Origin of the sequence: Streptoverticillium olivoreticuli subsp. olivoreticuli, assembly GCF_003391135.1 — a bacterium.
GTDB classification, from domain to species: domain Bacteria; phylum Actinomycetota; class Actinomycetes; order Streptomycetales; family Streptomycetaceae; genus Streptomyces; species Streptomyces blastmyceticus.
Genome location: NZ_CP031455.1, coordinates 1,951,950 through 1,974,572, shown reverse-complemented (window position 1 = coordinate 1,974,572; position 22,623 = coordinate 1,951,950). Strand labels below are relative to the sequence as shown.

Below are 22,623 nucleotides of genomic sequence, written 5' to 3'. Positions count from 1 at the left end.
CTTTGCCACCCCCGACCTGCCCGTAGATCCACTACGGGCAGGGCTACGCTGGGCGACCGTGGCACTGACAAACCTCACCCCCGCCCGGGCCATCGGCACCTGGCAAGCGGACCCCTTCGGCCTCGCCCTCATCATCGTTCTCGGCGGGCTCTACGCCTGGGGCGTCCTGCGGGTGACGCGGAAGGGGGAGCGCTGGCCCGTCGCCCGTACGCTCGCGTTCGTGACCGTCGGGCTCGGGACGATCGCCGTCGCGACCCTGTCGTCCCTCGCGGTGTACGACCGGGTCCTCTTCTGGCCCGCCGCGGTGCAGAACATCCTCCTCGACCTCATCGCGCCGCTCGGCCTCGCCCTCGGCGACCCCCTCGCCCTCGCCCGCCGCGCGCTGCCCGCCCGCGGCGCCGAACGGCTGGGGCGGGCGATGCGTGGGCCGGTCGTGCGGGCGCTGACGTTCCCGCTGGTCAGCACCCTGCTCGTGCTCACCACGGAGCTGTGCGTCTACTTCACGCCCTACTTCGAGGCTGCCCTGCGGAACGAGGCGGTCCATCGGCTGATGTACCTCCACCTCCTCGCGGCGGGCAGCCTGTTCGTCCTGCCCATGCTCTCCCGCGAGGACCTGCTGCCCGCTTGGTGCAGCCACCCCGTGCGGGCACTGCTGGTCTTCCTCGACGGGCTCGTCGACGCCGTCCCCGGCATCGTCGTGATGACCAGCGGCACCCTGATCGCCGGCGGCTGGTACGGGTCGCAGCAGCGGGGCTGGGGCCCGAGCCCGGAGCGGGACCAGGCGCTGGGCGGCGGACTGATGCTCTCGATCGCCGAGCTCGTCGGCATGCCCTTCCTCATCGCCGTCTTCGTCGAGTGGCGCCGCGCCGAGCGGGCCAGGACCGCCGAGCTGGACCGACAGCTCGACGAGGAACTCACCACGATCCCCGCCCCCGCGGCCTCCGCGAACTCCGTGACCCCCGTGGCCCCGGAGCGGGCCGACGCGCCCCCCGCCCCCGAGCTGACGCGCCCCTGGTGGGAGACCGATCAGGGCGTCGTCGGCGAGCGCTACCGGCAGAGCCGGGACAGCCGCTAATTCGCTTTCCCCGCCGCCCGGATCACCGACAGACTTGCCGCATGCACGATCAGAACCGCCGGATCCGGGCGGCGCACACCGCGACGACCATCACCGTCTACCAGGCATACGCCCCTCACCTCGGCCACCCCGCCGCCCGCGACGGCCGCTTCCCCCCGGCCTGGAAGCGCGACCGGATGACGTGGATCAAGCCCTCGTTCCTCTGGATGATGTACCGCTGCGGCTGGGCCACCAAGCCCGATCAGGAGTGCGTCCTCGCGATCGAGATAGACCGCGCCGGCTTCGACTGGGCGCTGAGCAACGCCTGTCTGTCCCACTTCGACCGCGATGTGCACCCCGACCGCGAGACTTGGCAGCGCGAGCTGAAGTCCTCACCGGTCAGGGTCCAGTGGGACCCCGAGCGCGATCTGCACCTCCGCGCGCTGCCCCACCGCTCACTCCAGCTCGGCCTCGCGGGCGAGGCCGCCCGCCGCTACGCCGACGAGTGGACGGTCTCGATCACCGACGTGACCCCGCTCGCGAAGGAGATCCACCACCTGCTCACCACCGGCAACCCGGAAGCGGCCGCCCGCCTCCTCCCGGAGGAGCGCCCGTACGGCGGCTGACATCTTTCGGCGGTCGGGGCCCTGGCTGCCGTAGCCTGCTGGGTGATCAACGTGGTGACCTCGATCGGAAGTCACGCGGTATGACGCGGTGAGGGCATCTGTGGGTGTTCTCACCTGAGCCGAACAGTGGGGTCAGCGGATAGCGCCGGTGCCGCGGCAGCAGCGCCGCCATCGTCCGGAGCAGGTCGTGAGGCGTCGTTCGCCCTTGCGGACGGGGTGCCACGCGGGGCGCATGGGCATGCAGGAGCCTCGGTCAGGGGTGGGTGTGGGTGAAGCCGGACAGGCACCAGGTCACGAAGCTGTTGATCGCGAAGATCACCGGGGTCTGACCCAGATAGGTGCCGAACAGGCCGATCAGCACGGCCTCCCACCAGCGCACGTCACGGGAGCGGACCAGGAGGATGGTGATGATCCCGAGCGTCACCATCAGCGGGAGAACAGCAGAGTCCTTCACGCCTCCTCACCCACCCCGGCCATCAGCAGCGCCCGCCTCACCTTGAGCAGCTCCGGGGTGAGGTGCATACAGGCTGCGGCGGTCTTGCGGGAGACCTTGATGGTCGTCAGGTGGAAGCGTGCGTCCCGTGTCACCATCCGCAATCGCCTCGCTTCCTTCGTCGCTTACTGGCGAAACTGGTGCTGTTCGGGCTGTGTTCGGTCCCTTTTGGCTTATGGCTTTGCCGTGCGGGCGGAGGCCACGCTGGGAGTAGTCCGATGCGGCGGCGGTGGGGGTGGGGATGGATCCGGTGACGATGGCGGCGGGTTCGGCGCTGGTGGCGGCGATGGCCACCGATGCCTGGCAGCAGGCCCGCGACGGTGTGGTCGCCCTGTGGCGGCGTGTGCATCCGGAGCGGGCCGAGGTGGTGGGCGGTGAGCTGGAGGTATTGCGTACGCAGGTCCTGGAGGCCCGCCAGGCCCAGGACCCGGACACCGAGCAGGCCCTGGAGGGGGTGTGGCGGGTGCAGTTGCAGGCATTGCTGCGGCGGGACCCGCAGGCGGCCGGTGAGCTGCGGCGGCTACTGGACGACCAGCTTGATCCAGTACTCAACCCTGGAGAGCGCGAGAGGGTGCATTCCATCATCCAGAACGCCACCGTCTCCGGTGGTACCAGCATCCAGGTCGGGCGCGACTACCACGGGAACCCACCGGCCCCAAAAGCCTGACCGCCCCTGGTGAGCCGCCGGTTTCACCGGTCAACCAGCAGGCGATGCTCTACAGCGGCGCGTCCATGCAGGCGGGGCGGGACATCAACCGGCCCACCATCATGGAGGCGCCAGCCCCGGTCCGGCCGACGGTGACCCACAGCCTGCCCCAGGACATTGCAGACTTCACCGGCCGTGACGCCGAGCTGCAACGCCTGCTGGCCGCCGCAGCCCCGGGACAGGTGGCGACCGTCCATACGGTGGACGGGATGCCCGGGGTCGGCAAGACCGCCCTGGTCACCCGCGCCGCGCACCTGCTCGCAGAACGGTTCCCTGACGGGCAGTTCTTCCACGAGCTGCACGCCCACACCCCTGGCCAGGCCCCGGCCCAGCCCGTCGATGTCCTCGCGGTGCTCCTGACCGACCTGGGGATTGATCCCCGTAACCTGCCCCCCACTCTGGAAGGGCGCTCGGCTCTGTGGCGTGACCGGCTCGCCGGTAAGCAGGTGCTGCTGGTGCTGGACGACGCCGCCGACCATGCCCAGGTAAGGCCGCTCCTGCCAGGCAGCATCGGCTGCCTGACGCTGATCACCAGTCGGCGCCGTCTGGTTGCCCTGGACGGCGCCCGCCCCCTGCCCCTGGCGGCCGCCCTCGATGGCGCCCCCCTCGCCGCAACACGTCGCCGGCTGGAGATGCTCTACACCGACCACCTCCTAGACGAAACTGCCCCCGGCCGATACCAACCCCACGACCTCCTACGCACCTACGCCCACACCACCCACAACGATCCGGCCGACGACCGTGAGCACTCCGCCGAACGGCTGTGGGACTACTACCGGCACACCGCCCAGACCGCCGACCACCTTCTCTCAGGTGCCCCCCAACCCGACGCTCCACCCACAGCCGCCCCGACTCTTCCCGACCGGGCCAGCGCCCTGGCCTGGATGCGTACCGAACGTGCCAACCTCATCGCCTGCCTCGACACCGCCACCACCGACCAGGCAACCCGCATGGTTCACCTGACTGCTGCCATGGCAGCCTTCCTGATCCTGGAAGGCCCCTGGACTCAGGCAGCAGTCCTCCACCAGCGCGCTGCTACCGCCGCCCACCACCGCGCCGACGCCCGCGCTGAAGCCATTGCCCTCGATGACCTGGGCATCGTGCGGGTGGCGACCGGGGAGTATGCGGAGGCGGCCCGGCTCTACTCGCGGGCCCTGGCCCTGTACGAGGACCTCGGCGACCGGTACAGGCAGGCCAACACCCTCAACAACCTGGGCATCGCGCGGCTGGCGGCTGAGGAGTATGAGGAGGCGGCCCGGCTCCACTGGCGGGCCCTGACCTTGTACGAGGACCTCGGCAGCCAGTACGGGCAGGCCGACACCCTCGACAACTTGGGCAACGTGCGGTACATGGCCGACGACTATGCGGAGGCGGCCCGGCTCTACGAGCAGGCCCTGGCCCTGTTCCAGGACCTCGGCGACTGTCGCGGCGAAGCCAACACTCTCAACAGCCTGGGCAACGTGCGGTATGTGGCCGACGACTATGCGGAGGCGGCCCGGCTCTACAAGCGGGCCCTGGCCCTGTACGAGGACCTCGGCAACCGGTACGGGCAGGCCAACGCCCTCGACAGCCTGGGCAACGTGTGGCAGGCGACTGAGGAGTATGAGGAGGCGGCCCAGCTCCACGAGAAGGCCCTCGCCCTGTTCCAGGGCCTCGGCAACCGTCTCGGCGAGGCCAGCACTCGCAACGACCTGGGCAAGGTACGGCAGGCGACCGGGAAGCACGCGGAGGTAGCCGCGCCCGAACTGGACTCGTCCGCTCAGCCCAAGATCTGATCCCTGCCGATTGCGCCTGGTGACACGATTCCTACCGACACCCTGAGACCGGCGATCGGTCGAAACCTTGTTCACTTACTCAAGGGCGCGCCTGCGGCGCGCCGGGCGGCGGGGCCGCCCCGGTCCGGGCTGCGGCCTGGCGGCCGGTCCCGGCCGGGCGCCCCACCGCCCGCACCCGCACCACGCCCCGAGCAGTGCAACGGCCGGACGACGACGCGCAGCACGCAGCGGCGAGGGCCAAGCCGAAGACGCCCGCAACCGTGACCGCGGGCCGCGCGCCGTGACGTTCACAAGCAGATATCTTGGCTGAGACCGGAACATGGTGCAGGTGGCACACGTGGCGGGTAATCATTCGGCTGCCCGCATCGTCGTGGCTGGCTTTCCGTGGCCAAGGCCCAAGCCGGCGACCGTCCCAGCCTCCGCCGTCATCACCGCTCAGCTCGCCTTCCCGAACCGCGCAGCCAGCTGCGTAACCTCCAGGGCCGCCGCCGTCGACAGCTCCAGCCGCACCACCCCCGAGCCGTCCGCCGCCGAGCCCGCCCGCAGCCGCACCCCGGACGCCTCCACGCCCGCCGACACCAGCGCCTGACCGAGCTCCGCCGCCGCGTCACGCGCCGCAGCCCAGCCCGTCACGTAGTCCACCCCGCGCACCCACAGCGCCGCGTCCGGGTCGAACCCCTCAGCCCCGAACTCCACGTTGCCGATCTCGAACGGCTCGTCACCCGGCCCGAACATCAACTCTCCACCCCTCAAAGAACCTTGGATGATTCTGGGTCTTGCGGGGCGTCACGTGAACGCACGACGAGCGCCCCGGTACCATCGGCACCGGGGTCGCTCTCGATCCCTGCCGGACCACCCCCGCCTGCCAAGGTATTTAGGGGTGGTCCGGTCTCGTATCCGGCTGTTGTGTGCGGTCCTGCTCCGGTCACCAACCGGAGCAGGACCGCGGGCGGCGCACGGACAACACCGCCTCTCCCAGGTGCGGGCCGACCTGCCCAATGGTGGAGACGCACACCTGAGGACTCAGGGGGCAGGAGCCGTCTGACGGCTCTGCCCGGTCTACGGGGGAGACGGCCGCGCTTCGGTCCGCGTCGCGCGGAAGAAGCTCGTGTGCACGGCCCTGAACATTGTGTGCCCGGTGCGACTGGCGTGCTTCAGTGCCCACTCCTGCGGCTCTGCCGGGGCCCCCGCCGCCTCGGACGACGTGCCGCACGAAGTGCACTCCAGTTCAAAGATCGGCGGACTCCCTGACGTGTCGAGGAGCAACACCCAGTTCACGAACCGGAATACGGACCTGACGGCCATCACCGCCTCCCGCGCGGATTGCGCAGGACGTCGATCTGCTCCGTCGTGCCCACCCGCATCGAGCGCGAACCTTTGAGGACCAGGACCACCTCCCGCTTGCCCAAGCGATCCAGGTCCGTCCGGATCGCCTTGACCTCCGCCCACCCGCCGCGGACGCCCACCATGTCCCCGGGGCGAACCGTCAACCCCAACACCCGTGCCATCAGGTACGCCCTTCTCTTTTCGAAGCCGTCGGTGCGGCTTGTGGTGATTCGTTGGACGCGGCCCCTCGCGCGGGAGGGGGCCCGGGGGAGGGGCCGCGTCGAGCCGGACAGGGAGGTCAGTTCCTGTTCCGGCAGGGGCCTGCTGCCTGCTTCCCGTGGTCGCGCAGGGAGGCTGTACGAAGGGCAGCGGCCAGCTTTCTCTACGGCGACTGGGTGCCGGACCCCGCGCTCAGGTTGAAGCGGCAGAGCACTGTCTTGCCGCCCGTTTCCCCCGGGGACCACCACACCGCATCGGCCAAGCGCTGGATGATGAGGAGCCCGCGCCCATGGTCGGGGATCAGTGCCTCTTGAAGGTCGCCGACCAGTTGTGGGGAGAACCCTTCGCCGATCGGGAGCGTGGGAGGATGCGAATCCTCGTCCGTCACCCCGATGACCAGCCAGTCCGGCCACTTTCGAAGCGTTACGTCGATGCGGCGAGGAGCGCCGGGGACTGCCAGGCAGTCATCCGGAATTGCATGATGGAGCACGTTGCCGACGAGTTCCGAAATCGTCAACCGTACGTCTTCCGCCAACTCGTTCAGGCCCCAGTCCTCCAGCGCGGTCCGTGCCATGTTGCGCGCAGCCTGCACCGTGTCCGGCGCCTCGGCGAAGAGCGTCATTGCCCGAAACGACTCCAGCGGAGCAGATGGCGTTACGTCGCACGAGGGGATCACAGACAGGGCCGCTGCCGTGCCTCTGATCTTTCTTGATCTCACTGCTCGCCCTCCGTCCGTCGACGGAACCTCTGTTCCGCTGCCGTGTGACGAACAGTGAACGGCTTCGCATCGGAGAGCGGGAGCGTTCACCAGGAGGTTCATGCGAACACCCAGGACAGGTAAGGGGGTTCACGAATGAACCCCCGGTGATGGTCGGCTGTGCCACGATGAACCCCAGCCGTCGACCAGGGGTTGGCAAGGGACATGAACCGAGAGCCGAACGCGCAGTTGATCTCACTCATGGATGAGGCCAACGTCTCGAACAAAGGTCTGGCCAAGCGCATGCGAGATCTCGCCATGCAACGCGGCGAGGTAGTGGGCACTACGCATGTCTCCGTGCAGCGGTGGCGCGATGGATCAGGTATCCAGCCCAAGACGGCCGCCATCATGGCGAATGCCCTCAGCGCCAAGCTGCAACGGCGCATCAGCCCGAGCGACCTAGGGTTCTTCGGCGGGACCGACACGGCCGCCGCCGTGACCGAGAGCTACCCCGCTACATCCACAGAAGCGTTGGCCAGGCTGGACAGCCTGAGTTCGCAGAGCTCGGATGTTCCCGAGACCCGGGGGCTGATCATCGCCGACGGCGACTTGAATGCGGCGGTGCTGTCCTGGATCACCGCTCGCCCTGACGGCATCACCGCCGACCGGCCAGGGCGTCAGCGTGTGGGCATGCGAGACGTTCGGGCAATCCGCACAGCAGGCAAAATGTTCATGGAGCTCGACTTCCAGTTCGGCGGTGGGCACGGCCATAAGGCGCTGCGGCATTACTTCCGCCATGAAGTGCTGCCTCTGCTCAGTGTCAGCTACAGCGAAAAAGTGGGCACCGCGCTCTTCGGCGCCGCTTCGGAGATCGCTCAGTTACTCGGATGGACGGCATACGATTCCGGGAATCACCGGATTGCCCACCGCTATCTGACTGCGACCCTGCGCCTGTCTCAATTCACGGATGACCGAATGTTCGGCGGCCGCATCCTCTCCAACCTCAGTCACCAGGCGAACTACCTCGGGAACTACGCGCAGTCGACCCAGCTGGCGCGTGCCGCACTCGAAGGCGCCAGGGGCCGAGCCACCCCGCGGGCCATGGCCATGTTCGCCTCCATGGAGGCGCGCGCCCTGTCCAACGCCGCCGATCCCGTCGGAGCAGGCCGGGCCATGAATGAGGCCGAGCGGTACCTTGAGCGGGCCGATACCACGACCGACCCTGAATGGCTCTCGTACTTCACCCCGGCCGAGCTCATGGGAGAGTTCTGCCACTGCTTCCGCGACCTCAAGCAGCGCAAGGAAGCCCTACGTCATGCTCAACGGGCCGTGGACATCACCGATCCCAAGTACGCGCGGAGCGTCGGCTTCTGCCGCATGGTCCTCGCTCAGAGCCAACTCCTCAACGGCGAGCTGGAAAGCGCTCTCACCACAGCCGGCCTGGCGGTCGAAGCAGGCGACTCCCTCCAGTCTGCCCGCTTCCAACGCTACGTCGGAGACTTTCAGACCGAGGTCAACGCTCACTCCGGCAACCGAGCCGTGGCCGAGTTCAACGAGCGCGTACGGGAGGCAATCGCCCGTCTCGAAGAGGAGTAAACCCCTTCTACCAAGGACGCCAGTTCCGCGGCGAGTCGTCATCCCGTAGGGAAGCGATACGCCGTGCGTATTCCTCGGCAACCTTCGTATTCTCGGCAGCGTTCTGCATGAGCCACGTGGTCATGTGGAACTCCTGTATGCCGCGCACTGTCTTGAAGCCGGGCCAGTCCCGCAGGTCGCGCCCGTAGGACTTGACGAAGTCGGCGTACTGCTTCTCAGTCTGCCACCGCAGGCTGTGATGCTCGACTGCCGTCACCATCAGGTCCCACTCGGGGTGATCGAAGCTGAAGCCTTCGAAGTCGATGAGGATGACACGATCCCGATCGTCCACCATGAGGTTCTGCCTGTGGGCATCCCCGTGCACAGGACCCTTGGCGGAGTCGAAGCACAGCTTCGTGACTTCCTGCCGAAGTGTTTCGTGACGCTCACGCAAGAACTCTCGATCGTCATCCGACACGCCCCGAGCCTGCTCGATGCGGAGCTCCGACCGGCCGAACACGTCGTACGGTGGAAGTTCCAGCCCGGCGGGGAGCGGCAGCGAATGGAGGTCGCGGAGGACTGCACCCAGCTCTCCGTATGTCGGCTTACGGTCACCTTCGTTGATCAGGTGCCAGAAGGTCACTGGGTGCCCGTCGACGAGAACCGGCTGTTCCAGGTCTTCTACCACGCGACCGGCGGGAAATCCCTCCCGCGCCAACCAACGCGAGACCGCCACTTCGTTTCGCACTGATGGCAGATATCGCGCTGAGCGAGCCACCCGTACGATCACTGGATCGGAAGCCAGCCGGAAAAGGGCGTTCTCCCCGAAGCGGATCAACTCCGCGCCTCTGGCGTCCAGTTTCGCTGACTGGCAGGCAGCAGCCATCACCTGCGTCATTCCTGCCGTGGTGAACCCCTCTAGCGATGTCCGTGCAACGTCAGACGCCATGCCGGTACCAACTCCCCAAGTCGTGCGCGACCTTCCGCCGCGCGCAACTAACTGGTGACCAACCGGCGCGCGCCGGACACGACAGAGACCGTACCCATGTCGGGAGGCGTGAGACGAGGGCGGGGCTGACTGCTGACCTTTCGGCCCCCGGATCGGTTGGCCGACGGAGCGTTGTTGCCCGAACGGCGTCACACTTTCGAGGTGGCCGACCGCCTGACCTGTGCGAATTCGACCAGATAGAAAAGGAATACGAACACTGCTTGACTTGGATCAAGCCCTCGTTCCTGTGGATGATGTACCGCTGCGGCTGGGCCACCAAGCCTGATCAGGAGTGCGTCCTCGCGATCGAGATCGACCGCGCCGGCTTCGACTGGGCACTGAGCAACGCCTGCCTGTCCCCGCCTCCTCCCGGAGGAGCGCCCGTACGGCGGCTGACGCCCCCATTGCGAGGGCAGCTTCGGCGTAGACCGTAACCGGACGGATTTCGGGCGCCCGGAGAGTCGCCGCTGCACCGGAGGGGCGCTGCCCCTGACCGGGATTCCGCTGGTCGCAAGCCGTGACGTGCCTGGACCGAACCGATCCGGGACGCACCGCCCACCGGACACGGTGAGCCGACCGGACCGTTCAGCTCACCGACCACTAGCCCCTCGGCTCCCGGCTGCGCCATCCTCGAGCCGTCACACCCGAACGCACATCCCGACAGACGTGAATCCGCAGTTACTCGGTCCGGGAGGTTCGCAGATGAGAATGGGTCCGATTCGAAGACTGGCGGCTCTGATAGCCGCAGGAGCGGCTGCCCTGGCCCTCGCCGGTGCCACCACGAACGCCTCCGCCAGTGTGGCCGGGAACTCCTCGGATGTGTTGTGGCACAACACGACCACCGGTGAGCTCGCTGCGTGGTTGCTCGATGGTAGGGGCAATGTGACGGGTGACCCGCGTCTGTCGTGGAGGTGCGGTCCGGATTGCACCCGCGACTGGAAGGTGGTCGGCACCGGGGACTTCAACGGTGACGGCAGGACTGACGTCCTCTGGCACAACACGACTACGGGTGAGCTGGCTACGTGGTTGCTCGATGGCAGGGGCAATGTGACGGGTGACCCGCGTCTGTCGTGGAAGTGTGGCCCGGACTGTACTCGTGACTGGAAGGTCGTTGGTACGGGGGACTTCAACGGTGATGGCAGGACTGATGTGTTGTGGCACAACACGACCACCGGTGAGCTGGCTACGTGGTTGCTCGATGGAAAGGGCAACGTGATGAGTGATCCGCGCTTGTCGTGGAAGTGTGGCCCGGACTGTACTCGTGACTGGAAGGTGGTCGGTACGGGGGACTTCAACGGTGACGGCAGGACCGATGTCCTCTGGCACAACACGACCACCGGTGAGCTCGCTGCGTGGTTGCTCGATGGAAAGGGCAATGTGACGAGTGACCCGCGTCTGTCGTGGAGGTGCGGTCCGGATTGCACCCGTGACTGGAAGGTGGTCGGTACGGGGGACTTCAACGGTGACGGCAGGACCGATGTCCTCTGGCACAACACGACCACCGGTGAGCTGGCTACGTGGTTGCTCGACGGCAAGGGCAACGTGACGAGTGACCCGCGTCTGTCGTGGAAGTGTGGCCCGGATTGCACCCGCGACTGGAAGGTCGTCGGCACCGGAACCTTCGGCTGATCCAGCGCTACCGCCCGGCGTCACCGCTCAACGCGTCCACAGCGCTTTCCCGCGACCTGCCCGATCACGCACCGAGCATGCAAAGGCAGGCGCGGGGGCTTCGGTCCGTCACTACTCTCCGGCGACGCGGTGGTCCCTCCGGCGTCGCCTGATGGATGCCGCGTACGTGATCAGGCACATGGTGATGATCACGACGGTGGCGCCGAGCAGCAGCTGGTCGGTGTCCGCCACCCGGGTCAACGCGTAGGCAATGCCCGCAAGCACCGCGCAGACCCCCAGGCCCTTGAGGGAATTCATTGTTCTCCTTGAATCATTTCCACGCGGATACGCGGGTCACATAGGACTTCACGATGGACGAAACGAGCCAGTAGGTCCGCACCACGGTGAACACCAGCTCCGGAATCAGCAGGGCCTCGACCAGCATGGCCTTCCATCCGAGATTCCGTACTCGGAGTGCGGGATAGACGATCCAGAAGGCGAAGAGCAGCAGGAAGAGCGGCCGCTGGGAAAAGCCGTTCTTCGCGGCCATCACGAGGTGGGGCGAGCCCCAGCCCAGAATGTAGGCGGCGCCGATGAGCCCCAGGATCATGGTGGCGATGGAATGCCAGGTGAACTTCGTCCAGCCGCGGGCGCGCAGGGTGTCCACGGTGCCGCGGCTCCACCGTTCGCGCTGCTGGATCAGTTCGCGCAGCGTGGGCATGAGGTCGGTGTACGCGATGCAGAGCTGGTTGGCGGTGACCTTCCAGCCGGATTCCTTCAGAGCGAGCGTGGTCTCGTAGTCCTCGACCAGATTGCTGTGGTCCTCCCAGAAGACCTCGCCCCGCCAGTCGAGCAGGCTCTGCAGGGCCTCGGCCCGGTAGAAGGAGCCGGCCCCCGACATGGTGTGGACGTCCCTGCGGAACCGGGTGTTCGCGGCCCGGCCGTACTCGATGATCTGCATGCCGAGGAGGTACCGCTGCCACGGGTTGCGCCACAGGCCTGTGCGGCCGAGGCAGGCGGCGCTGACGCCGCCGAGCTCCGGATCGGACGCGATGACGTTGCGGGCCCGCTCGATGAACTTCGGGTGCAGCTCGGTGTCGGCGTCCATGACGAGGACGTGCCGCACCTTGTTGGTCAGCCGGCCCCCGACGGCCTCCCTGAGCCAGCGGAGGCCGTGGTTGAGGGCGCCCGCCTTCTTGTGCGGATTGTCGTCGAGGACCAGCACGACCGTCGGCGGCGTCTGCTCGTCGTCCGCGAACTGACGCGCGAACTCCTCGGTGCGGTCGGTCGAGTTGTTGACCACCACGACGATGAGGTCGGGGCGCCGGGTCTGGGAGGCCAGGGACCTCAGCGAGGTGAAGACCCCGACTTCCTCGTTCCGCGCCGGAACGAGGATCACGGTGTCGTAGAGGGCGGCACCGCCCACCTCGTCGGGGGAGACGCGGCCCCTGCGGTGCCGGCTGCTCGTCGTACGCGGCGCTTCGGCGCGCGGACGACGGCCGCGGCGCGCACGGTGATCCCGGCGCGCAGTGGTGCCCGACAAGGTCTTCCCCCCGCTTCACATCAAACGCACAAGACCGGCATGTTGTGCGGATCCCGTGAAAACAGAACAAGAAGGTACCTCACGCGCACGGCCGCCCGAACAGGTTCGATCCGGTCGATAGGCCTTAGTGATCATGCAATTAGAGATCATTAAGCCGTTCGACCCCGGTAAATCGGGGTCGATCGGGCTTCGTGGGTACATGTCGATGGTAAAGCAGTGATAAAGAACACCTATAGCGGTTGCCTCGTCGCGGCATCGGCCCGGGACGCTCCGGGCGCGGGCCCCGACCCCGGCTGACAGGGGTGAATGGCGTGAACCGGCGGGTTGTCGATGGCTCGGGGACCCCGGCGGGGGGTGGTTACGATGGTGCGGAATATGACCATTCGTGAATGTGATGCGAAGTGCGTGCGCCCGGCGCCGACCCCGCATCTCAATCTCACCAAGGAGCTTTAGTGAGCCGCGCCCTCCGCAATTCCCGTCATCGCGGACGGGTCGTTTTCAAAATACTGCTCGCCATGGCCGTACTCGTCGCCGGCGGCACCGCGGCCTATTTCACCTGGTGGGGTTCCGACGACTCCGGATCCGCGCAGCTCACGGTCCGGTACCGGACCGATGCCCCGGCCAAGACCGGCACGGCCAAGCCGTGGCTGGAAGTCATCAACGATTCCAAGAAGACCGTGCCCCTCGGTGATGTGACTCTTCGGTATTACTTCACCGCGGACGACGGGGCCGCGTACGGCGCCAACTGCGTCCAGACGAGTGTCGGCTGCTCGAACATCACCCAGAAGATAGGCGCGACGACCGGCAAGGCGGCCAACGCCGACCATTACCTCGAGATCGGCTTCACGAAGGGGGCCGGCGAGCTGGCGCCCGGCGGGACCAGTCAGGCGATCGGGCTCCAGCTCTACCGGCTCGACCGCAAGGAGCTCAACCAGGCGAACGACCGCTCGTTCGACGCCAAGGCCACGCACTACGCGCCGTCGAAGCTGGTGACCGCGTACCACCGCGGAGCGCTCGTCTGGGGCGAGGAACCGGGCGGCGGCACCCCCGGCCCGGGGCGGGGAACGTCCGACGCGGCGCCCGCCGGGGTCGTGTTCGACAACTTCCACTACAGCGGGGCCGACGACCCCGCGCTCGCCGCCAACGGCTGGCGGGCCCGTACCGAGGGGGGCGGTCCCGGTATCCCCAGCACCTGGTCGGCCGACGGCGTCACCTTCCCCTCCGAGGCGAGCGCCAGGGGCGGCCAGGCACTGCAGCTGCGGGTCACCAGCGACGGGACCAAGGAAGGCACCAAGCAGGCCGAGCTGCAGAGCACCCGCCCCGAGTTCTTCACGGGGACCATCGCCGCCCGGGTCTATTTCAGCGACAAGCCCACCAGCGGCCGCACCGGCGACCACCTCAACGAGTCCTTCTTCGCGATCTCCCCGAAGGACAAGTCGAACAATTACAGCGAACTCGACTACGAGTACATGCCGAACGGCGGGTGGGGCGCGCCCGGCCCCCGGATCGACACCACGAGCTGGCGCAGCGGCAGCGGCAGGCCGGAGGACCGGGTCACCCGCTTCCAGAGCCGGAGCCTCCAGGGCTGGCACACGATGATGATCACCGCGGTGAACGGGACGGTCACCTACTCCGTGGACGGCCGCGAGCTGTTCAGCCACGACGACAAGAAGTACTTCCCGCGCGAACGCATGGGCGTCCACTTCAGCGCGTGGCTCGTCGACCTCCCCTTCAAGGGCCCGCGCACCTGGGACATGAAGGTCAACTGGCTCTACTACCAGGCCGACCGGGCCGTTCCCCTGGCCGATGTCCAGAAGGCCGTGGACGGCTTCTACGCCGGCGGCACCAACTACGTCAACACCCTGCCGAAGTCCTGACCTCAGGGGGGCGGCGGCAGCACCCCTCGTCGAGCTTCGCCCGCAACCGGGATCCGCTGTCCAGATCTCACGCTTGTCGGGACTCGTGGGGAGCAGGAGAGTGGGGCGCGATCACTTCTGCCGCGATGAGGAAGAAAGGGATCACCATGGGCAGACGCACGGTTCGGTCCTGCCGAAGAGCGCTTACGATCCTGCTGGGAATGGCGTTGGGTACCTGCCTGATCAACGCCGCGCCCGCGTCGGCTGTCGGCAACGAGGATTTCAAAGCATTCAACATGTGGTTCGACGTCACCAGCCTGTCCAACACCAATGAGTGCATCCCCTCGTGGGTCACGGCGCGCTACCGGGACCCGGTGTCCGGCAGCGACACATGGACCAAGCTCGTTCGGACCAACAACAACGGCTGCGAGACCGACCAGGAGCGCCTTCAGAAGTTCGGCGACTTCCAGAACACGTGGAGCAAAGTCAATCTGCTGGGCGGGCCGAAGCCGGGACAGCATCTGTATTGGAAAGACCTCACGAGCCTGACGCTGACCGTGACCACTCCGAACACCCCGCCGGGGCGGCAGAAGTGCGTGAGCGTCAACAAATTCGGCATCTGGGCGCTGGACACGAACAACTACTGGCACGAGCTGGTCAACGAGCAGTTCGACTATGTCTTCTGCGACGGCCACAACGACCTTGAATTGTTCGTCAAGCACTGAGCCCCGGCCGTGTCAGGAGCGTGACGTCGCTGCTCGTGACGACCGTCAGCACTCGCCCTCCCGGCCTCATGGCAGGTCGGCCAGGGCGGGGTTGGGGGTGAGGATGCGGCGGAGGATGTCCTCCACCTCGGCCCGGGTCGGGGCGTGGGAGCCGGCCAGGCCGCGGAGGGTGAGGCCGTTCATGGCCACGGCCGCGGTGCGGGCGGTCAGCGGGTCGACATAGTTGAGCAGGGTCTCGAAGCTCAGCTCGATGTACTGATCGGCGATCGGGCGCAGGTGCGGGCGGCGCAGCGCGGCCACATAGAGCTCGAACTCCATGACCTGCGTGTCCCGTTGGCCCACGAAGGCCGGCATCAGCGCGTCCGTGAGCAGGACCACGAGCTGGTCCACGGTGAGCCGGGGCCGCTGGGCGACCCACTCCTGGAGATAGGCGGCGAAGCGGTCGACGGCGGCGCGCAGGGCCGCGGTGATGAGGTCGTCCTTCGTCGCGAAGTGGTAGGTCGTCGCGCCCAGCGGGACACCGGCCTCCTCCGCCACGGCCCGGTGGGTCAGCCCCTCGATGCCCCGGGCGGCGATCACGATCTCGGTGGCGGCGACGATCTCGGCGATCCGCTTCTGGGGGTCGCGGCGGCGCTTCGCGGGGCCCGTCTGCTGCATGGCACTGCTCCGGATGTCGGGGAAGAGCCATGGTAGTACGCATGTCCCGCGCCACCCACCTGAGGCGATCGGCACGGGAGGGGACCGTACGGGACAGACGTACAGCTCCGGAGGTGAGGGCGCCCCGCCCAGTGGCGGGGCACCCGGCCCGGTCAGTGGCCCCGGGCGATCCAGTCCTCCAGCGCCGGTGCCTCGGCACCGATCGTGGTCGTGTCGCCGTGGCCCGTGCGCACCACCGTCTCCGGCGGCAGGGACAGCAGCCGGTCCCGGATGGAGCCGATGATGGTGGGGAAGTCCGAGAAGGACCGGCCCGTCGCGCCGGGGCCGCCCTGGAAGAGCGTGTCGCCGGTGAAGACGGTCCCCAGCGCCGGTGCGTACAGGCAGATGCCGCCGGGGCTGTGGCCCGGGGTGTGCAGCACCGTCAGCTCGACACCGGCGACCGACAGGACCTGGCCGTCCGTCAGTTCCCTGTCGGGCGCGACGTCCGGGTGCGTCCGGTCCCACAACTCGCGTTCGGCCGGGTGCAGCAGCACCGGCGCGCCCGTACGGTCCGCCAGCGCGGGGGCCGCGTCGATGTGGTCGTTGTGGGCGTGGGTGCACACGATCGCGACCAGCCGGCGGCCGGCCACCGCCTTCTCGATCGCGGCGGCGTCGTGCGCCGCGTCGATGACGAGGACCTCCTCGTCGTCGCCGACGAGCCAGACGTTGTTGTCGACGTTCCAGACACCGCCGTCGAGGGCGAAGGTCCCGGACGTGACCAGGTGCTCGATGCGCGCCGTCATCACAGCATCACCACCGAACGCAGCACGTCGCCCTTCTCCATCCGGTGGAAGGCGTCCTCCACCTCGTCCAGCGCGATGGTCTCGCTGACGAACGCGTCGAGGTCGAGGCGCCCCTGGAGGTAGAGGTCGATGAGCATGGGGAAGTCGCGGGAGGGCAGGCAGTCGCCGTACCACGAGGACTTCAGCGAGCCGCCGCGCCCGAAGACGTCCAGCAGCGACAGCTCCAGCTTCATCTCCGGCGTCGGCACGCCGACCAGGACCACGGTCCCGGCCAGGTCCCGGGCGTAGAAGGCCTGCTCGTACGTCTCGGGGCGGCCCACCGCGTCGATGACGACGTCCGCGCCGAAGCCGCCCGTCAGTGAGCGGATCGCCTCGACGCCGTCCACGGAACGGGAGTTGACGGTGTGTGTGGCACCCAGCGCCTTCGCCGTCTCCAGCTTGGCGTCGGCGATGTCCACCGCGATGATCTTCGAGGCGCCGGCCAGCCGGGCGCCCGCGATCGCCGCGCCACCGACACCACCGCAGCCGATGACGGCTACCGTGTCGCCGCGCCCCACCGCGCCGGTGTTGATCGCCGCGCCCAGACCGGCCATCACACCGCAGCCCAGCAGGCCCGCGGCGGCCGGGGAGGCGGCGGGGTCGACCTTGGTGCACTGCCCGGCGGCCACCAGGGTCTTCTCCGCGAAGGCGCCGATGCCCAGGGCGGGGGAGAGCTCGGTGCCGTCGGTGAGCGTCATCCTCTGCTTGGCGTTGTGGGTGTTGAAGCAGTACCACGGGCGCCCGCGCAGACAGGCCCGGCACTGGCCGCATACCGCACGCCAGTTGAGGATCACGAAGTCGCCCGGGGCCACCTCGGTCACCCCGGCGCCGACGGACTCGACCACACCGGCCGCCTCGTGACCGAGCAGGAACGGGAACTCGTCGTTGATCCCGCCCTCCCGGTAGTGCAGATCGGTGTGGCACACCCCGCACGCCTGGATCTTCACCACGGCCTCGCCCGGACCGGGGTCGGGGACCACGATCGTCTCGACCCGGACCGGTTCGCCCTTGCCTCGGGCGATGACACCGCGTACTTCTTGCGCCATGGGGTGCAGCCTGCCTTTCTCGGTGAGTCAGCTGCTCCCACTCTGCGCCGGAAGTGACGCTGTGTCCAACATCCCGTTCCGATCACATTCAGCAGCAGGGCTGCTCAATCGCCGTCGCGATGCCCGATCGTCGCCAGGAGCGCCCGCGCCGCCGCGGTCGGCTGCCCCGCGGCGGGTACGGCGACCCCCACCTTCCACCGCACCGGCCCTTCGAGCGGCACCGCGCTCAGCCCCCGCGCCTGCTCCTTGAGCGTCACCGGGCGGGGCACCACCGCGGCCCCCAGGCCCCGCGACACCAGATCGAGCAGCGTATAGACGTCATTGACCTGGAGCGCCACCTTCCGGACCACGCCCGCCTCGGCGAACGCGAGATCCGCCGCCCGCCGCGCGCCCCAGTCGGGATGGAGGTCCACGAACACCTCCCCGGCCAGCCGGGCCGGTGCCACCGGCCCGCCGATCCCCGCCAGCGGATGGTCCGCCCGGCACAGCAGCATCAGCGGCTCCTCGGCGATCCGGCGCAGCCGCACCCCGTCGTGGACGTCGTCGTGCACGACGAAGGCCAGGTCGAGCTCGCCCCGGCGCACCTGCTCCAGCAGCCGCCCGGAACCCGCCTGCTCCATGTGCATCTCCACCTGCGGATGGAGCGCGTGGAAGGAGGCGAGCAGCGCTCCGGCGTCGACCGTGCCCATGCACTGCTCGGTGCCGACCGACAGCGTGCCGCCCATCAGCCCCTGCACGGCGGCGACGGCCTCCCGGGCGGCCGCCGCGCAGGCCAGCGTCCGCCGCGCCTCGACCAGCAGCGCCCGCCCGGCGTCCGTCAGCCCGACCCGCCGGGTGGTGCGGATGAACAGCTCCGCACCCAGCTCCCGCTCCAGGGCCCGCACGGACGCCGACACCCCGGACTGGGCGACGCGCAGCCGCTCGGCGGCGCGTGTGAAGTGCTGCTCCTCCGCGACCGCCACAAAGTGCTCGAGGTGTCTGAGTTCCATGATTGAGCATGGTAGGTGCTGGATGCGCGAGCCTCTGAATGATCGGGAGCGGTGTACGGGCAGGAGGAAGGTCCGCGACGGCCGACAGGAGCCCGGCGGGCGTCATGGGGGCGTCTCCACACCCCCTCCACATGGGCATCACCAACACTTCCCGGCCAACTCGCAACATCGCCGCAACACTGTCACATGGCTCACACCTGCTCCGGAGGTCACATTCCGGTTGGGGGCGTTGGCCGGTCCTGTTCGGTGGGTGCAGCCAAGACGCGGGGGTTCTGTCTAGTGTCCCTCGCCATGCGCAGAACAACATTGGGACGGCTCAGCCTGTCCGCAGCCCTCGCGTCCGTCGTCGCCCTGCTCGGCCTGGCCCAGCCGGCCTCCGCCGCACCGGTCGAGCCCATGAGCATCACCGTGGACAAGACGTCCGCGACCCCCGGATCCACGGTGAACATCACCCTGAAGTTCACCAACGACCAGGCCACGAACGCCCAGTTCGTCTACCAGTCGATCCAGCCGACCTACGCCACCACGTCGGACCCGGCCGTGAAGTACGCGTTCACCACGTGCACCGGTGACACGAGCTCCTGCACCGTGCCCACCAAGCAGAGTGGTGCCGCCGTCTTCAACGCGCCCGTCCTGCCGGGTGCCTCCAAGACCGTCACCATGAGCTACCAGATCGCCGCCGACTCCGCGTGCGGCCCGTCCCGGCGGGTCGAGTTCTACACGTACCTCTACTACGAGTACCAGGGCGGTCAGCTCAACAAGAGCGGCCTCTTCCCGGTGGGCGGCACGGACATCGCGTGCAAGCCGGCCCTGGCGCACTCGGGGCGCTGACACACCGGCCCCGTAGCTGATCAGGCGCCGGACCGCGCCGCTTTGCTGAGCGCGTCGGCACTCGCGTACCACCGGCACAGCAACAGCCAGAGGTTCGGCCCGGCCGGGAACGCCCCGGCCGGGCCTGGCCGCGCGCGGCGGCGGCGATCCCCGAGGGGCTTACAGCCCCGCCACGTCGTCCGTCATCTCGTCACGGGCCGTCAGGCCCGCCGTCCACAGCGGCATCAGCCACAGCGTCACCAGCACGACCACGAGCACCGGCAGCAGCGCCGCCGACCTGAACTCGCCCTGAACCGCGCCGATCGCCCCGAGCGCGACGACCGCGCCGAACAGTCCGGCCACCGACAGGCGGTGCGCCCGGGCCTGCACCCGGTGGCGGTCCGCGAGCTGACGCTCGTCCAGCATCCGGGCGCGCAGCTCCAGCAGGCCCCGCGTGCAGCCGTTGATCGCGCCGGTCGCGAAGCACCACAGGGGCAGCAGCACGACCACCCCGCCCAGTATCAGCCAGGGCAGCCGTTCCGCGATGCCGCCGAGCAGCACGGCCAGCAGCGCCGCGGTCAGCGCGATGTGCGCGGCGACGAGGCCGCGGCGCCGTGCGGCGGTGGCGTACAGCGGCCGCCCCGCCGGATTGTTCATGATCTGGACCATGCGCCGGTCGTAGCGCGTGACCCGGTCGAGCTGTCGCGTCGTCATGACGTCCTCCCGTAGACCTCGTCGGTGAGCGGCCGGAACGGCTCCAGTGAGAACAGCGCCTCGACCGGCAGCCGGAAGAAGCCGGCGATCCTCAGCGCCAGGTCGAGGCTCGGGTTGTACTCGCCGCGCTCGATGTAGCCGATGGTCTGGTAGTGGGCCCCGACCGCCTCCGCGAGGCTCTGCCGGGACACCTTGCGCTCCGCGCGCACCATTGCCAGCCTGTTGTGCACCTGCTCGCTCATGTATAAGAAGTACTACATCGCGTCCAAGATCCGCAACGCGTCGATCCGCAGGTGGGGAGAGCGGGCGGGTGCCGTCAGGCCGCGGGGTGTTCGTGCCACCGCGCCGACGCCGCGTCGAAGCACGGGCCGCAGACGGGGAAGGAGACCTCGCCCACCGCCGGGAGGTGGAAGGTGAGCCGGAGGTCCGGATAGGCGTCTTCCGAGCAGACGTGCTGCCCGTGGTGGGTGACCGAGCACATGCAGTGGCAGGGCTCGATCTGCTCCATCGAGGCGATCTGCGGAGAGGGGATTCTCTTCAGGCTCCCAAAGATGGCCATGCGTCGATTGTAGGTTCGATGCCTCTTTCCGTCCTGGTGTGGCCGGGACCCCCGTACGGGAGCCCGTCGCCCCCGTCGTTCCCCCCGGAGGGTGAACGACGGGGGCCGAAGAGATTCCCCCGCCCGCGGGCAGGGGAAGGTTCCGGGGCCGGGACCGGTGCGTCGAGGTCGTGCCGGTGGCAAGGAAGAAGGAAAGCGCACATGTCAACAGGCAAAGTGAAGTGGTTCAACGCGGACAAGGGCTTCGGCTTCATCGCGCAGGATGACGGGGGCCCGGACGTGTTCGTCCACTTCTCGGCCATCCAGAGCACCGGCTTCAAGGAGCTCTACGAGGACGACAGGGTGGAGTACGACGTCACCCAGGGCCCCAAGGGACCCCAGGCCGAGAACGTCGTCCGTCAAATGTAGCAGTAGGAGTCCGAGGACGCGTCGCCGCCCTGCAGCCGCGTCTGATGCACCCGGAGGCCCGCGAACTCCGCGCCGTGCGGGAAGAAGCGCGGATCCACCGCGAGGTCGCCCCGGGCGGTGTCCGCGTCCAGTTTGATCAGCCACGGCTCGATGCCGTCGGGATAGAACTGGTCGTCCCACGAGCCGTACAGCGAGTTGGACAGATACACGCGCCGCCCGTCCCTGCTCAGCTCGACCATCTGTGGTCCGCCGCTGAGCGGGGAGCGCGGCGCGGTGGGGTGCGGGGCCCGGCCGGTGATCCCGCCGAGGCGGACGGAAGCCGTCCGCCTCGGCCGGAACGGGTCGCTCACGTCGTACTGCAGGAGCTCGCCCGTCCCCCACGCCGACACGTACAGCCAGCGGTCGTCCACCGACAGATTGATGTCCGTGACCAGGGGCGGCACGGCCGTGAACGGCTGGAGCGCAGACGGCAGGTCCTCGGGCTTCGCGGGCTCCGCCGGGATCGTGATCACCTTGCGGACCGTGAAGGAACCGGCGGCCTCGCGGTACCACAGCCACACGGACGCCGACAGGTCCACCGCGCTGACGACGACCCCGGCGAAGCCCCACGCCGCCTGCGGGGCGTGCGCCGGGCGCAGCTCCAGCACCATCTGGTGCTCGTCGCCGAGATCCACGCGCTGGAGATGACGGCCGGAGTCCAGCTCCCAGAAGTGCAGGGCGTGGCCGTAGGCCCGGCCGAGCAGCAGCTCGGGGTCGAGCCCGTCCTCGATCATCGACGGGGTGCCCCACTCGCTGGTCACCGCGGTGTTGTGCCGCAGGTGCCACCACACGTCGTACGCCAGCCGCTGCGGCCCGCGGTCGGTCTCCCACGCGCGCAGCACCTCGGTGCCGTCGTGGGAGAGCAGCGCGATGCCCCCGGGCCCGTCCCGGCCGTCCGCGCCGCCCAGGCAGGAGAGGAAGACGCCGTCGGGCCCGCAGTGCAGGGTGTGCGGCCGTGAATAGCCCGCGCGCTCGGCCAGTTCACCGGCCTCGACCACCTTCACCAGCCGTGGCCGGACCGGGTCCGGGCGCGTGTCGAAGACGTACAGCCGGGACGAGCGCAGCCCCGGCACGAGCAGATGGCGCCGCTCGGCGTGGTGGTGCCCCTCGTGCGCCAGCGCGCTGGAGCACGCGTTCCAGCCGAAGTGGTGCAGCTCGTCACCCAGGTGCGGCACGTCCGCACGGCTCAGCACCCGGCCGTACGACGGCGAGGCCGGGTCCGTGCCGATGGTGAACAGGGCGTCCGGGCGGCGCGCGCTCCGGTCGAACCCCACCACGTAGGCGAGCTTCTCCGGCGGTGCCGCGATGGCGTCCGCCGGAGACCGGTAAAGAGTCGGGTCGTTCACATGGGGCGCCACGACGGCGAGCCTGACACAGGCCGCCGAAGCT

The 22,623-nt window shown here is 68.6% G+C and carries 26 protein-coding genes and 1 pseudogene; 11 read left to right on the top strand and 16 right to left on the bottom strand.

Annotation, left to right across the window (positions count from 1 at the left end; genetic code table 11):
- Positions 1-58: 58 nt before the first annotated feature.
- Entirely contained in the window at positions 59-1,075 is a 1,017-nt protein-coding gene (locus tag DXZ73_RS08245) for a cytochrome c oxidase assembly protein (protein ID WP_116210358.1), read from the top strand.
- Between the two features lie 41 nt (positions 1,076-1,116).
- Complete coding sequence (locus tag DXZ73_RS08240; RefSeq protein ID WP_116210357.1) at positions 1,117-1,680, top strand: DUF4291 domain-containing protein; 564 nt, start codon at positions 1,117-1,119, stop codon at positions 1,678-1,680.
- Positions 1,681-1,933: 253 nt separating this feature from the next.
- Here DXZ73_RS08240 and DXZ73_RS37990 read toward each other — a convergent pair whose 3' ends face one another.
- On the bottom strand, positions 1,934-2,134 hold the full coding sequence (locus DXZ73_RS37990; RefSeq protein ID WP_162889877.1) for a hypothetical protein: 201 nt from the start codon (positions 2,132-2,134) through the stop codon (positions 1,934-1,936).
- The gene (locus tag DXZ73_RS37985) at positions 2,131-2,271 is read right to left on the bottom strand and encodes a hypothetical protein (protein ID WP_162890114.1); all 141 of its coding nucleotides are present in this window, start codon (positions 2,269-2,271) and stop codon (positions 2,131-2,133) included. The genes DXZ73_RS37990 and DXZ73_RS37985 overlap by 4 nt, the downstream gene beginning before the upstream one ends.
- Before the next feature lie 143 nt (positions 2,272-2,414).
- Here DXZ73_RS37985 and DXZ73_RS08235 point away from each other — a divergent pair, with 143 nt between their 5' ends.
- Both DXZ73_RS08235 and DXZ73_RS08230 read left to right on the top strand, forming a co-directional pair.
- On the top strand, positions 2,415-2,840 hold the full coding sequence (locus tag DXZ73_RS08235; RefSeq protein ID WP_116215492.1) for a hypothetical protein: 426 nt from the start codon (positions 2,415-2,417) through the stop codon (positions 2,838-2,840).
- A 44-nt stretch (positions 2,841-2,884) separates the two neighbouring features.
- Complete coding sequence (locus tag DXZ73_RS08230; protein ID WP_116210356.1) at positions 2,885-4,654, top strand: tetratricopeptide repeat protein; 1,770 nt, start codon at positions 2,885-2,887, stop codon at positions 4,652-4,654.
- A 435-nt stretch (positions 4,655-5,089) separates the two neighbouring features.
- Here DXZ73_RS08230 and DXZ73_RS08225 read toward each other — a convergent pair whose 3' ends face one another.
- From DXZ73_RS08225 to DXZ73_RS08210, 3 genes are all read right to left on the bottom strand, one after another.
- Positions 5,090-5,389, bottom strand: a complete 300-nt coding sequence (locus tag DXZ73_RS08225; protein WP_240351264.1) for a hypothetical protein — start codon at positions 5,387-5,389, stop codon at positions 5,090-5,092.
- 569 nt (positions 5,390-5,958) lie between these two features.
- Positions 5,959-6,162: a hypothetical protein gene (locus tag DXZ73_RS08215; RefSeq protein ID WP_116210354.1), complete on the bottom strand. Its 204-nt coding sequence runs from the start codon at positions 6,160-6,162 to the stop codon at positions 5,959-5,961.
- Positions 6,163-6,362: 200 nt separating this feature from the next.
- Positions 6,363-6,821: an ATP-binding protein gene (locus DXZ73_RS08210; RefSeq protein WP_205519135.1), complete on the bottom strand. Its 459-nt coding sequence runs from the start codon at positions 6,819-6,821 to the stop codon at positions 6,363-6,365.
- Positions 6,822-7,121: 300 nt separating this feature from the next.
- Between DXZ73_RS08210 and DXZ73_RS08205 the strand changes: the two genes are divergently transcribed.
- On the top strand, positions 7,122-8,492 hold the full coding sequence (locus DXZ73_RS08205) for a sporulation protein (RefSeq protein WP_116210352.1): 1,371 nt from the start codon (positions 7,122-7,124) through the stop codon (positions 8,490-8,492).
- Positions 8,493-8,499: 7 nt separating this feature from the next.
- On the opposite strand, the gene DXZ73_RS08200 is transcribed toward DXZ73_RS08205, so the two are convergent.
- Positions 8,500-9,420 carry a phosphotransferase enzyme family protein gene (locus DXZ73_RS08200; RefSeq protein WP_116210351.1) on the bottom strand — a complete coding sequence of 307 codons (921 nt, stop codon included), beginning with the start codon at positions 9,418-9,420 and terminating at the stop codon, positions 8,500-8,502.
- Positions 9,421-9,638: 218 nt separating this feature from the next.
- On the opposite strand from DXZ73_RS08200, the pseudogene DXZ73_RS08195 reads away from it, so the two are divergent.
- Together DXZ73_RS08195 and DXZ73_RS08190 are read left to right on the top strand one after the other, a co-directional pair.
- Positions 9,639-9,818, top strand: a pseudogene (locus tag DXZ73_RS08195) (DUF4291 family protein); the annotation flags it as partial.
- 343 nt (positions 9,819-10,161) lie between these two features.
- A complete protein-coding gene (locus tag DXZ73_RS08190) occupies positions 10,162-11,088 on the top strand; it encodes an FG-GAP repeat domain-containing protein (RefSeq protein WP_205519134.1) in 927 nt (308 codons plus the stop codon).
- Between the two features lie 111 nt (positions 11,089-11,199).
- On the opposite strand, the gene DXZ73_RS08185 is transcribed toward DXZ73_RS08190, so the two are convergent.
- Both DXZ73_RS08185 and DXZ73_RS08180 read right to left on the bottom strand, forming a co-directional pair.
- Entirely contained in the window at positions 11,200-11,385 is a 186-nt protein-coding gene (locus DXZ73_RS08185) for a hypothetical protein (RefSeq protein WP_116210350.1), read from the bottom strand.
- Between the two features lie 13 nt (positions 11,386-11,398).
- The gene (locus DXZ73_RS08180) at positions 11,399-12,610 is read right to left on the bottom strand and encodes a glycosyltransferase family 2 protein (protein WP_116210349.1); all 1,212 of its coding nucleotides are present in this window, start codon (positions 12,608-12,610) and stop codon (positions 11,399-11,401) included.
- A gap of 515 nt (positions 12,611-13,125) precedes the next feature.
- On the opposite strand from DXZ73_RS08180, the gene DXZ73_RS08175 reads away from it, so the two are divergent.
- Both DXZ73_RS08175 and DXZ73_RS08170 read left to right on the top strand, forming a co-directional pair.
- Positions 13,126-14,487: a cellulose binding domain-containing protein gene (locus DXZ73_RS08175; protein ID WP_116215489.1), complete on the top strand. Its 1,362-nt coding sequence runs from the start codon at positions 13,126-13,128 to the stop codon at positions 14,485-14,487.
- A gap of 200 nt (positions 14,488-14,687) precedes the next feature.
- Positions 14,688-15,191, top strand: coding sequence for a hypothetical protein (locus DXZ73_RS08170; RefSeq protein WP_116210348.1), 504 nt, complete (start codon positions 14,688-14,690; stop codon positions 15,189-15,191).
- Positions 15,192-15,257: 66 nt separating this feature from the next.
- On the opposite strand, the gene DXZ73_RS08165 is transcribed toward DXZ73_RS08170, so the two are convergent.
- The 4 genes from DXZ73_RS08165 to DXZ73_RS08150 form a co-directional block, all read right to left on the bottom strand.
- Entirely contained in the window at positions 15,258-15,848 is a 591-nt protein-coding gene (locus tag DXZ73_RS08165; RefSeq protein WP_116210347.1) for a TetR/AcrR family transcriptional regulator, read from the bottom strand.
- A 152-nt stretch (positions 15,849-16,000) separates the two neighbouring features.
- Positions 16,001-16,630 (bottom strand): MBL fold metallo-hydrolase, encoded by a 630-nt coding sequence (locus tag DXZ73_RS08160; RefSeq protein ID WP_116215488.1) that lies wholly within the window; start codon positions 16,628-16,630, stop codon positions 16,001-16,003.
- Positions 16,630-17,715: an S-(hydroxymethyl)mycothiol dehydrogenase gene (locus DXZ73_RS08155; RefSeq protein WP_116210346.1), complete on the bottom strand. Its 1,086-nt coding sequence runs from the start codon at positions 17,713-17,715 to the stop codon at positions 16,630-16,632. Before DXZ73_RS08155 ends, DXZ73_RS08160 begins: the two co-directional genes overlap by 1 nt.
- Before the next feature lie 104 nt (positions 17,716-17,819).
- Positions 17,820-18,704, bottom strand: a complete 885-nt coding sequence (locus tag DXZ73_RS08150) for a LysR family transcriptional regulator (RefSeq protein ID WP_116210345.1) — start codon at positions 18,702-18,704, stop codon at positions 17,820-17,822.
- Between the two features lie 291 nt (positions 18,705-18,995).
- Between DXZ73_RS08150 and DXZ73_RS08145 the strand changes: the two genes are divergently transcribed.
- Positions 18,996-19,535: a hypothetical protein gene (locus tag DXZ73_RS08145; RefSeq protein ID WP_162890113.1), complete on the top strand. Its 540-nt coding sequence runs from the start codon at positions 18,996-18,998 to the stop codon at positions 19,533-19,535.
- Positions 19,536-19,694: 159 nt separating this feature from the next.
- Here DXZ73_RS08145 and DXZ73_RS08140 read toward each other — a convergent pair whose 3' ends face one another.
- The 3 genes from DXZ73_RS08140 to DXZ73_RS08130 form a co-directional block, all read right to left on the bottom strand.
- Positions 19,695-20,228 (bottom strand): hypothetical protein, encoded by a 534-nt coding sequence (locus tag DXZ73_RS08140; protein WP_116210343.1) that lies wholly within the window; start codon positions 20,226-20,228, stop codon positions 19,695-19,697.
- Positions 20,225-20,470, bottom strand: a complete 246-nt coding sequence (locus DXZ73_RS08135) for a helix-turn-helix transcriptional regulator (RefSeq protein ID WP_116210342.1) — start codon at positions 20,468-20,470, stop codon at positions 20,225-20,227. The genes DXZ73_RS08140 and DXZ73_RS08135 overlap by 4 nt, the downstream gene beginning before the upstream one ends.
- 74 nt (positions 20,471-20,544) lie before the next feature.
- Positions 20,545-20,787, bottom strand: a complete 243-nt coding sequence (locus DXZ73_RS08130) for a DUF6372 family protein (protein WP_116210341.1) — start codon at positions 20,785-20,787, stop codon at positions 20,545-20,547.
- A 201-nt stretch (positions 20,788-20,988) separates the two neighbouring features.
- Between DXZ73_RS08130 and DXZ73_RS08125 the strand changes: the two genes are divergently transcribed.
- Positions 20,989-21,195: a cold-shock protein gene (locus DXZ73_RS08125; RefSeq protein ID WP_116210340.1), complete on the top strand. Its 207-nt coding sequence runs from the start codon at positions 20,989-20,991 to the stop codon at positions 21,193-21,195.
- Here DXZ73_RS08125 and DXZ73_RS08120 read toward each other — a convergent pair.
- A complete protein-coding gene (locus DXZ73_RS08120) occupies positions 21,186-22,592 on the bottom strand; it encodes a selenium-binding protein SBP56-related protein (protein WP_116210339.1) in 1,407 nt (468 codons plus the stop codon). The genes DXZ73_RS08125 and DXZ73_RS08120 overlap by 10 nt on opposite strands.
- Positions 22,593-22,623: the final 31 nt, after the last annotated feature.

Excerpts from the sequence above, each read along its gene's own strand:
- DXZ73_RS08240 (WP_116210357.1), top strand. The coding sequence starts at position 1,117 with ATGCACGATCAGAACCGCCGGATCCGGGCGGCGCACACCGCGACGACC.
- DXZ73_RS37985 (WP_162890114.1), bottom strand. The coding sequence starts at position 2,271 with ATGGTGACACGGGACGCACGCTTCCACCTGACGACCATCAAGGTCTCC.
- DXZ73_RS08235 (WP_116215492.1), top strand. The coding sequence starts at position 2,415 with ATGGATCCGGTGACGATGGCGGCGGGTTCGGCGCTGGTGGCGGCGATG.
- DXZ73_RS08230 (WP_116210356.1), top strand. The coding sequence starts at position 2,885 with ATGCTCTACAGCGGCGCGTCCATGCAGGCGGGGCGGGACATCAACCGG.
- DXZ73_RS08225 (WP_240351264.1), bottom strand. The coding sequence starts at position 5,389 with ATGTTCGGGCCGGGTGACGAGCCGTTCGAGATCGGCAACGTGGAGTTC.
- DXZ73_RS08215 (WP_116210354.1), bottom strand. The coding sequence starts at position 6,162 with ATGGCACGGGTGTTGGGGTTGACGGTTCGCCCCGGGGACATGGTGGGC.
- DXZ73_RS08210 (WP_205519135.1), bottom strand. The coding sequence starts at position 6,821 with ATGACGCTCTTCGCCGAGGCGCCGGACACGGTGCAGGCTGCGCGCAAC.
- DXZ73_RS08205 (WP_116210352.1), top strand. The coding sequence starts at position 7,122 with ATGAACCGAGAGCCGAACGCGCAGTTGATCTCACTCATGGATGAGGCC.
- DXZ73_RS08200 (WP_116210351.1), bottom strand. The coding sequence starts at position 9,420 with ATGGCGTCTGACGTTGCACGGACATCGCTAGAGGGGTTCACCACGGCA.
- DXZ73_RS08190 (WP_205519134.1), top strand. The coding sequence starts at position 10,162 with ATGAGAATGGGTCCGATTCGAAGACTGGCGGCTCTGATAGCCGCAGGA.
- DXZ73_RS08185 (WP_116210350.1), bottom strand. The coding sequence starts at position 11,385 with ATGAATTCCCTCAAGGGCCTGGGGGTCTGCGCGGTGCTTGCGGGCATT.
- DXZ73_RS08175 (WP_116215489.1), top strand. The coding sequence starts at position 13,126 with ATGGCCGTACTCGTCGCCGGCGGCACCGCGGCCTATTTCACCTGGTGG.
- DXZ73_RS08170 (WP_116210348.1), top strand. The coding sequence starts at position 14,688 with ATGGCGTTGGGTACCTGCCTGATCAACGCCGCGCCCGCGTCGGCTGTC.
- DXZ73_RS08165 (WP_116210347.1), bottom strand. The coding sequence starts at position 15,848 with ATGCAGCAGACGGGCCCCGCGAAGCGCCGCCGCGACCCCCAGAAGCGG.
- DXZ73_RS08160 (WP_116215488.1), bottom strand. The coding sequence starts at position 16,630 with ATGACGGCGCGCATCGAGCACCTGGTCACGTCCGGGACCTTCGCCCTC.
- DXZ73_RS08155 (WP_116210346.1), bottom strand. The coding sequence starts at position 17,715 with ATGGCGCAAGAAGTACGCGGTGTCATCGCCCGAGGCAAGGGCGAACCG.
- DXZ73_RS08150 (WP_116210345.1), bottom strand. The coding sequence starts at position 18,704 with ATGGAACTCAGACACCTCGAGCACTTTGTGGCGGTCGCGGAGGAGCAG.
- DXZ73_RS08145 (WP_162890113.1), top strand. The coding sequence starts at position 18,996 with ATGCGCAGAACAACATTGGGACGGCTCAGCCTGTCCGCAGCCCTCGCG.
- DXZ73_RS08140 (WP_116210343.1), bottom strand. The coding sequence starts at position 20,228 with ATGACGACGCGACAGCTCGACCGGGTCACGCGCTACGACCGGCGCATG.
- DXZ73_RS08135 (WP_116210342.1), bottom strand. The coding sequence starts at position 20,470 with ATGAGCGAGCAGGTGCACAACAGGCTGGCAATGGTGCGCGCGGAGCGC.
- DXZ73_RS08130 (WP_116210341.1), bottom strand. The coding sequence starts at position 20,787 with ATGGCCATCTTTGGGAGCCTGAAGAGAATCCCCTCTCCGCAGATCGCC.
- DXZ73_RS08125 (WP_116210340.1), top strand. The coding sequence starts at position 20,989 with ATGTCAACAGGCAAAGTGAAGTGGTTCAACGCGGACAAGGGCTTCGGC.